This window comes from Sphingomonas sp. 37zxx (genome assembly GCF_000786205.1).
Taxonomy (GTDB): domain Bacteria; phylum Pseudomonadota; class Alphaproteobacteria; order Sphingomonadales; family Sphingomonadaceae; genus Sphingomonas.
Window position 1 is genome coordinate 1 of sequence record NZ_JROH01000087.1, and the last position, 5,255, is coordinate 5,255.

5 protein-coding genes and 2 pseudogenes are annotated in these 5,255 nt (G+C 63.8%); 2 read left to right on the forward strand and 5 right to left on the reverse strand.

Features of this window, described 5'->3' with window-relative positions:
- From QU44_RS18785 to QU44_RS16635, 5 genes are all read right to left on the reverse strand, one after another.
- On the reverse strand, window positions 1-393 hold a 393-nt coding region (locus tag QU44_RS18785), incomplete at its 3' end, for a hypothetical protein (RefSeq protein WP_231621795.1).
- A gap of 51 nt (window positions 394-444) precedes the next feature.
- Window positions 445-1,374: an asparagine synthase-related protein gene (locus QU44_RS18935; RefSeq protein WP_052135073.1), complete on the reverse strand. Its 930-nt coding sequence runs from the start codon at window positions 1,372-1,374 to the stop codon at window positions 445-447.
- Entirely contained in the window at window positions 1,362-2,030 is a 669-nt protein-coding gene (locus tag QU44_RS16625; RefSeq protein WP_081988136.1) for a phytanoyl-CoA dioxygenase family protein, read from the reverse strand. Before QU44_RS16625 ends, QU44_RS18935 begins: the two co-directional genes overlap by 13 nt.
- A 16-nt stretch (window positions 2,031-2,046) precedes the next feature.
- Window positions 2,047-2,661 carry an acyl-homoserine-lactone synthase gene (locus QU44_RS16630; protein WP_033923532.1) on the reverse strand — a complete coding sequence of 205 codons (615 nt, stop codon included), beginning with the start codon at window positions 2,659-2,661 and terminating at the stop codon, window positions 2,047-2,049.
- A gap of 77 nt (window positions 2,662-2,738) precedes the next feature.
- A complete protein-coding gene (locus QU44_RS16635; RefSeq protein WP_231621796.1) occupies window positions 2,739-3,461 on the reverse strand; it encodes a LuxR family transcriptional regulator in 723 nt (240 codons plus the stop codon).
- A gap of 290 nt (window positions 3,462-3,751) precedes the next feature.
- Here QU44_RS16635 and QU44_RS19045 point away from each other — a divergent pair.
- Window positions 3,752-3,940: pseudogene (locus QU44_RS19045) on the forward strand (transcriptional regulator domain-containing protein); the annotation flags it as partial.
- A gap of 246 nt (window positions 3,941-4,186) precedes the next feature.
- A pseudogene (locus QU44_RS18020) lies at window positions 4,187-4,519 on the forward strand (ATPase, T2SS/T4P/T4SS family); the annotation flags it as partial.
- Between the last annotated feature and the right edge of the window lie 736 nt (window positions 4,520-5,255).

Sequence of the window (5,255 nt, forward strand, 5' to 3'; positions counted from 1 at the left end):
TGACAGACATGGCTTGGCAATGCGCCGCTTCTCAGCTCCATCCCCAACGGGGTCTATGGCGGCACGCTGCGCTACGACCATGCGGATAATTGGCGTATCGAGCTCACCGGCGTTCCTGACCGCGGCAACGTTCAGATCCACACCGGCAACACGCCCGACGACACCGAGGGTTGCATTCTCGTTGGCCTTAAACTCGGTGCCGATCTCTGCTCGGTCCAGGAAAGCAAAAAGGCCTATGAAGCCTTGAAAATCGCTTTCTACGGCAGTGCAAATCCGACATCCACTCCGAACAAGGCGATCGAAGTGACGGTCACCAGCTAATAGATTGCCTTGCCTCGAAAATAGCCTTTGCTCCGACCGGTGAGCGCGGCCATTCGCCGCAATCGAAACCAATGATTGCGTGTCACACGTTGATGGTGATCTGCTGCACGGCATCGAGTCCGATTAGCTGGAACTGGTAGTCCAGGTCCGCGCCCATGCCTCGACGTCGGCGAACTGTAGGACACGCCTGAACGCATCCCCGTGCACAGGCCGAGGATCGTCAAAGACGTCGAGAACGGCGGCCAGGTCCAACATGTCGTGTTTGGCCAGCTCGCCATCGACGAGCATCCGGCGAATAGCGGCACGATGCGTTTCGAAGATCTGGGCCACGAAGCTGTAGGGCGTACCCTTGGACCGTCGCTGGATGATGTCTGCCGGCAGGTCGCCGGCGAAGGCCCGCCTTGCGACCACGCGATTGCGCCCACCCTCGAACCAGAGCCAGCTTGGAATAGCCAAGCAGGCCTCCACTAGGGGCTGGGCCAGCAGGGGCGAAACGGTGGGCAGTGCATCCTGGGGATCGAACCCCTCGACGAAGCTCTGCGCAAACGCGATCAGGCGGACGTGCATCGCCTTGCCTGGCAGCGCATCACTCGGAAGCACGAGCCAAGGATGGATCACCTCTACTTCCGCCGCCGCCAGCGCGCGAGGCGAGAGGAAGGTCAGATCGTGCACCTGTCGAACCGCCGGCTTGCCGAACCAGCCGCGCTTGACCGCGTCGCTGACCACCGCCCAGAGGCTTGCTGGGGCGAGCTGGCTGATGTCGCGTGCGGTGCGCAGGAAGGCCCTGCCAGGTCCAGCGGTCAGCAGCCGATCCGCCGCCGGCCCGGCGGACTGCAGCGAGCAGAACACATTGTCCCCGCCACCACCGTTGAAGATTGTGCTTGAGCCAGTCGCCTGCGCCGTCTCGGTAGCGAGACGGGTCGATTCCTGCACGAACGCGCGCACTGTCGGACGCGGGAGATGCCGAGCACCGGAGTGCTTGATGTCGATCCGCGACACGTCTCGAAACGCCTCGCTCAGGCCAATGCCCAGCGACTGGCTTAGGCGAGCCATTGGTTCTCATAGGGCTTGAGCCAGCCGAGCGAATATCCGACGACCACACCGCGCCGCACCGCGCCCGACCGATTGGTGCCGGCACCATGCAGCGTTGAGCCGAGGAAAATGAGCGCCGCGCCCGGCGCCATCTCGGCCGCGAGCGGCGACTCGCCCGGCTCAGGCTTGAGCGCGCTGGGGCCGTGGCTCCGCGGCCACACGATTGTCGCGCCATTGTCGTTCGTGAAGGGCGTCAGCGGCCACATCACGTTCACGAGATATTCGATCTCGCCGACCGACCCGCGCCACATATCCTGGTCGCGGTGCGGGAGCTGCGCCGGAGCGCCGGGATGCACGGCGATCGCCTGGGTGGTATTGAGCTGGATCCGGTCGCACCAAGGGGACAGCACCTCCTCCACGATACCGAGTATCAAACGATGCTGAACCAGCGCCGCCGCGCGCGGCGACCGGATGAGAAGGCGGCCGAACCGCTTCGTCGTCGTGCCGTAGAAACAGCCCTGCCCGAACGGCGTGCAGTCAAAATCGCCGGCGAGGTCGTCATCGAGCGCGCCGATCGTCGCAGGCGCCAGCGCGTCGGCGATAATGCAATAGCCATCGGCAAGAAGGTTGGCGGCTTGGCGCGCGATCTCGACGGAAAGGTCGGGGGTGTCAGTCATGTTCCGTCTCCCCTCGTCAGGCTGCCACGCGTCGGTCGACGCGCAGCGCGGCTGCGGTGGCCCGTCCGGACTCCAGCAGGCTCGGCGTTTCCGGCGTGATCTCGATGCGAAGCGCCGCCAGCATCGCGCCGTCGATGATGCGCGGAAGCCCGAGTGGCATGCAGCGCCAGCCAAAGGCGAGGATCTGCTGGAACCAGCCCATCTCCGCGATTGCGCTATAGGCGGAGATGCCCGTCGCCAGCGCATGGTCGACGAGCGCGCTCACCAGCGTATCGCGCACCTGGCGCCGCTCGTGCGCGGTCAGCCGGCGATCGAGGCAGAAGCGGGTGATTTCGAAAATATCGGCGTCGCGAGGCGGAGCATCCTCGCATAGATCGGCATAGAAGCTATCGAGGATGTGCGGCCGTGTCGTCGGCAGCAGCCGGGCCGAACCGAGATGCGTGCCGTCCGGCTCGGCAAGGACCAGATAGGTGGCGTAGACGTCGTCGAACTGGTCGACTTCATAGCCGCCGTCGAGGACGGGGACGTCCCATTTGAGCAGGTCGACGAAGACGGACTTGCGGGCGGCGAACATCGCGCGGAGCACCGCGTCCGATGCCGGGCGCGCGGCGGTTTGAAGGACATGCAGCATGGGTCTGGCTCCCTGACCGTGATCGGCCAAGGGTCAGCGAGAAGCCGGCTGCATCGCTATACCGGAAAGGGGGTATATCAGCGGCGGAAGAGATCGGTGAAGGTCAGCGTTCCGTCGAACAGCGCCCGGATCACCAGCAATGTCCGCTTGTTCACTCCGTAGCGCTCGCAGGCGTCCCTGACATGGCGGGCGACGGTTTCCTCGCTGATGCCCAGGATGATGGCGATCTCCCAGTCGCCCTTGCCGCGCGCGACCCACAGCAGGCAGTCGCGTTGACGGTCGGTCAGGAGCCGCGGCTGCGGCACCGGCAGATGGCCGCGCGTACTCCACAGGCGCCGTGCCGCCTCGAAGGCGAAGTTGCCGGCGAGCTGGGCGAGCGGCAGGTTCGTGTCGGGCATGGGCCGTCCCGCCTGGTTGGCGAACGAGCACGACCCGCGCGCCTCGCCCGGGACATTCGCGGGCACCGTGAAGCCGTCGCCGATTCCCTGGTCGCGGCCGAGCGCCAGCGTGCGGTGGTCGGCGGCGGTCAGCGGGATCATGAACGGCATGCGCGACCAGCAGAAGCCTGCGCTCGTCACGTGGCTCGCGCGGTGGACCGGATCGCTGACGCCGAGCGCGTTGCCGTCATAATAGTCGGCCCATTGCGCAGGGTAATTGTGCAGCCGGATCGCGTTGCCGTTCGCCGCGACGATGTCGACATGGTGCGTCAACGCGAAATATTGGAAGCCGATCTCGGCCGTTATCGCGGCCATCGCCAAGGCGAGATCATCGGCGCTTCCGACCGCTTCGACGACGTGCATGAATTGCGTCGCCAGTGTGTGAAGGCGCATCGTCCAGCATCGCGACCGCGGGCGGCGTCTCAAGCCACCGGGCACCCGACGGTCGCCCTTTCCCTTACGTACAGGCCAAACAACTGGTTCTCAGGCCGTCGCCCGGCGACTCCAGTAATAAAAGTGCAATATCACAGAGACTTTGGACGCAAAAGTGGCAGATCATCGAGATCAAGGTGCACGCCGCGTAAAGGTTCAGCCGATACCACCATTTTGGTTGCTCTTTGTTGCCACAGATTCCGGCCAGTCGGAGCCCGCCGGTGAGCGTTTCCGCCGGGGAAAACCCTTTAGCGGACTGGCGCATAGCGGCGAGCTATCTGCAATTGCGCGGAATCGACCGCGCGGGACTTATGTGGGAATGGCTGCGCCGTGATCCCGACTATGTCGCGTGGCACGTGCGCGCGAGCACCGCCACGCGCGGGGTGGCCCAGGATCCGCTTGTATGGGGGCTTCACTTTCGCCGAGCAGCCGGACCGCGCAGCACCTGCGGCCCGGATCATCTGGCATGCCGATTTCGATCCCGGGACGATCGGCGTCGCTGCGGTGCCCGCCGACCCGTCCGACCCCGACAGCCTTCGTATCGACCGAATTTCATCCTGGCTCGCCATGGCGGTCGACGCCGAGGGCCGCGAGCATGTGGTCCTGTCCGATGGCTGGCACCATATCCGGCTCGACGTCGAGGAAGGGCGGCTGTCCGGTCAGAGGTGCACGGCGATAAGCCCATCGTCTCGGCCGAACTGCCACCGCTCGGCACCGGCGCCGGGGAGCGATTCGAAGGAATCCTGCCGCCCGTATCCACCGCCCCGTGCTTTTCGATCCGGAAACCCGCGGCGCGGATCTACACGCTGATGGACTATGTGACCGACGGCATCATGTCGGCGGAAGCCGCGCGCCTGCTGTCGCTCGCCGTCGTCGACCGCCGCAACATCCTCGTCGCCGGCGGGACCAGTTCGGGCAAGACGACGCTCGCCAATGCGCTTCTCGCCGAGATGGCGCATCTCGACGAACGGGTAATCCTGATCGAGGATATAGCAGTTGGTGCGGCAACAGTGTTGTGGCGCGATGATTCTGATCCAGTCTTGACCCGTCGCGGGCCAACAATGCCTTGGTTTGTTTCGCCGGATGCTTGCCCCGTAAACGCCTACGTTCGCCATCTCTGGGATTACGATTGGGGCGGCAGCCATCTTGGGCTTCGACTATGTTTCCTTCCTTTGCCGGATGGGAGCATACCCTATGCGGTCGCACCAACTCCGCCGGACGAATTGGAAAGGCAAGCAAACCAGAAGCGGGACAACGACATCCGCGTCGCCAACGGCGAGCCGCCGAGCCTTAGCTTTGATCCACCATGGTTCTTCGGCGCACAGGAATATGACAAAAGGGTGCAGGCCCAAGTTTCGGAAAGCATAGCAGCGCTACGTATCACCCCACAATTATCAGCAAGCTTGCAAGCTTCGAAGTCGTCAGTCCGTTGGGAGGATCGCAAAAAGGCGTTTAATCAGGCTGTCCCTTGGGTAACTGGAATTTGCGTGTTCCTGTGGCTGTTCACTGTAGCGATGGGATGGATAATTCGCGGCTTTGCGGGCATTCCAACCGGGCAGGACTATAAACCTGCGGGAGTAAACGGCGACACTATCTAGAGGGCATCTTGCACCAGCCGTGCAATCTCCCCCAAGGATTGAGTCGCAGCCATCGCTTTGGTAAGGCAGCCGCCCTGTTTCCCGAGCATTGCTATTCCTTTAGCAGGCTGCTGAAAAAGGGCTTGGC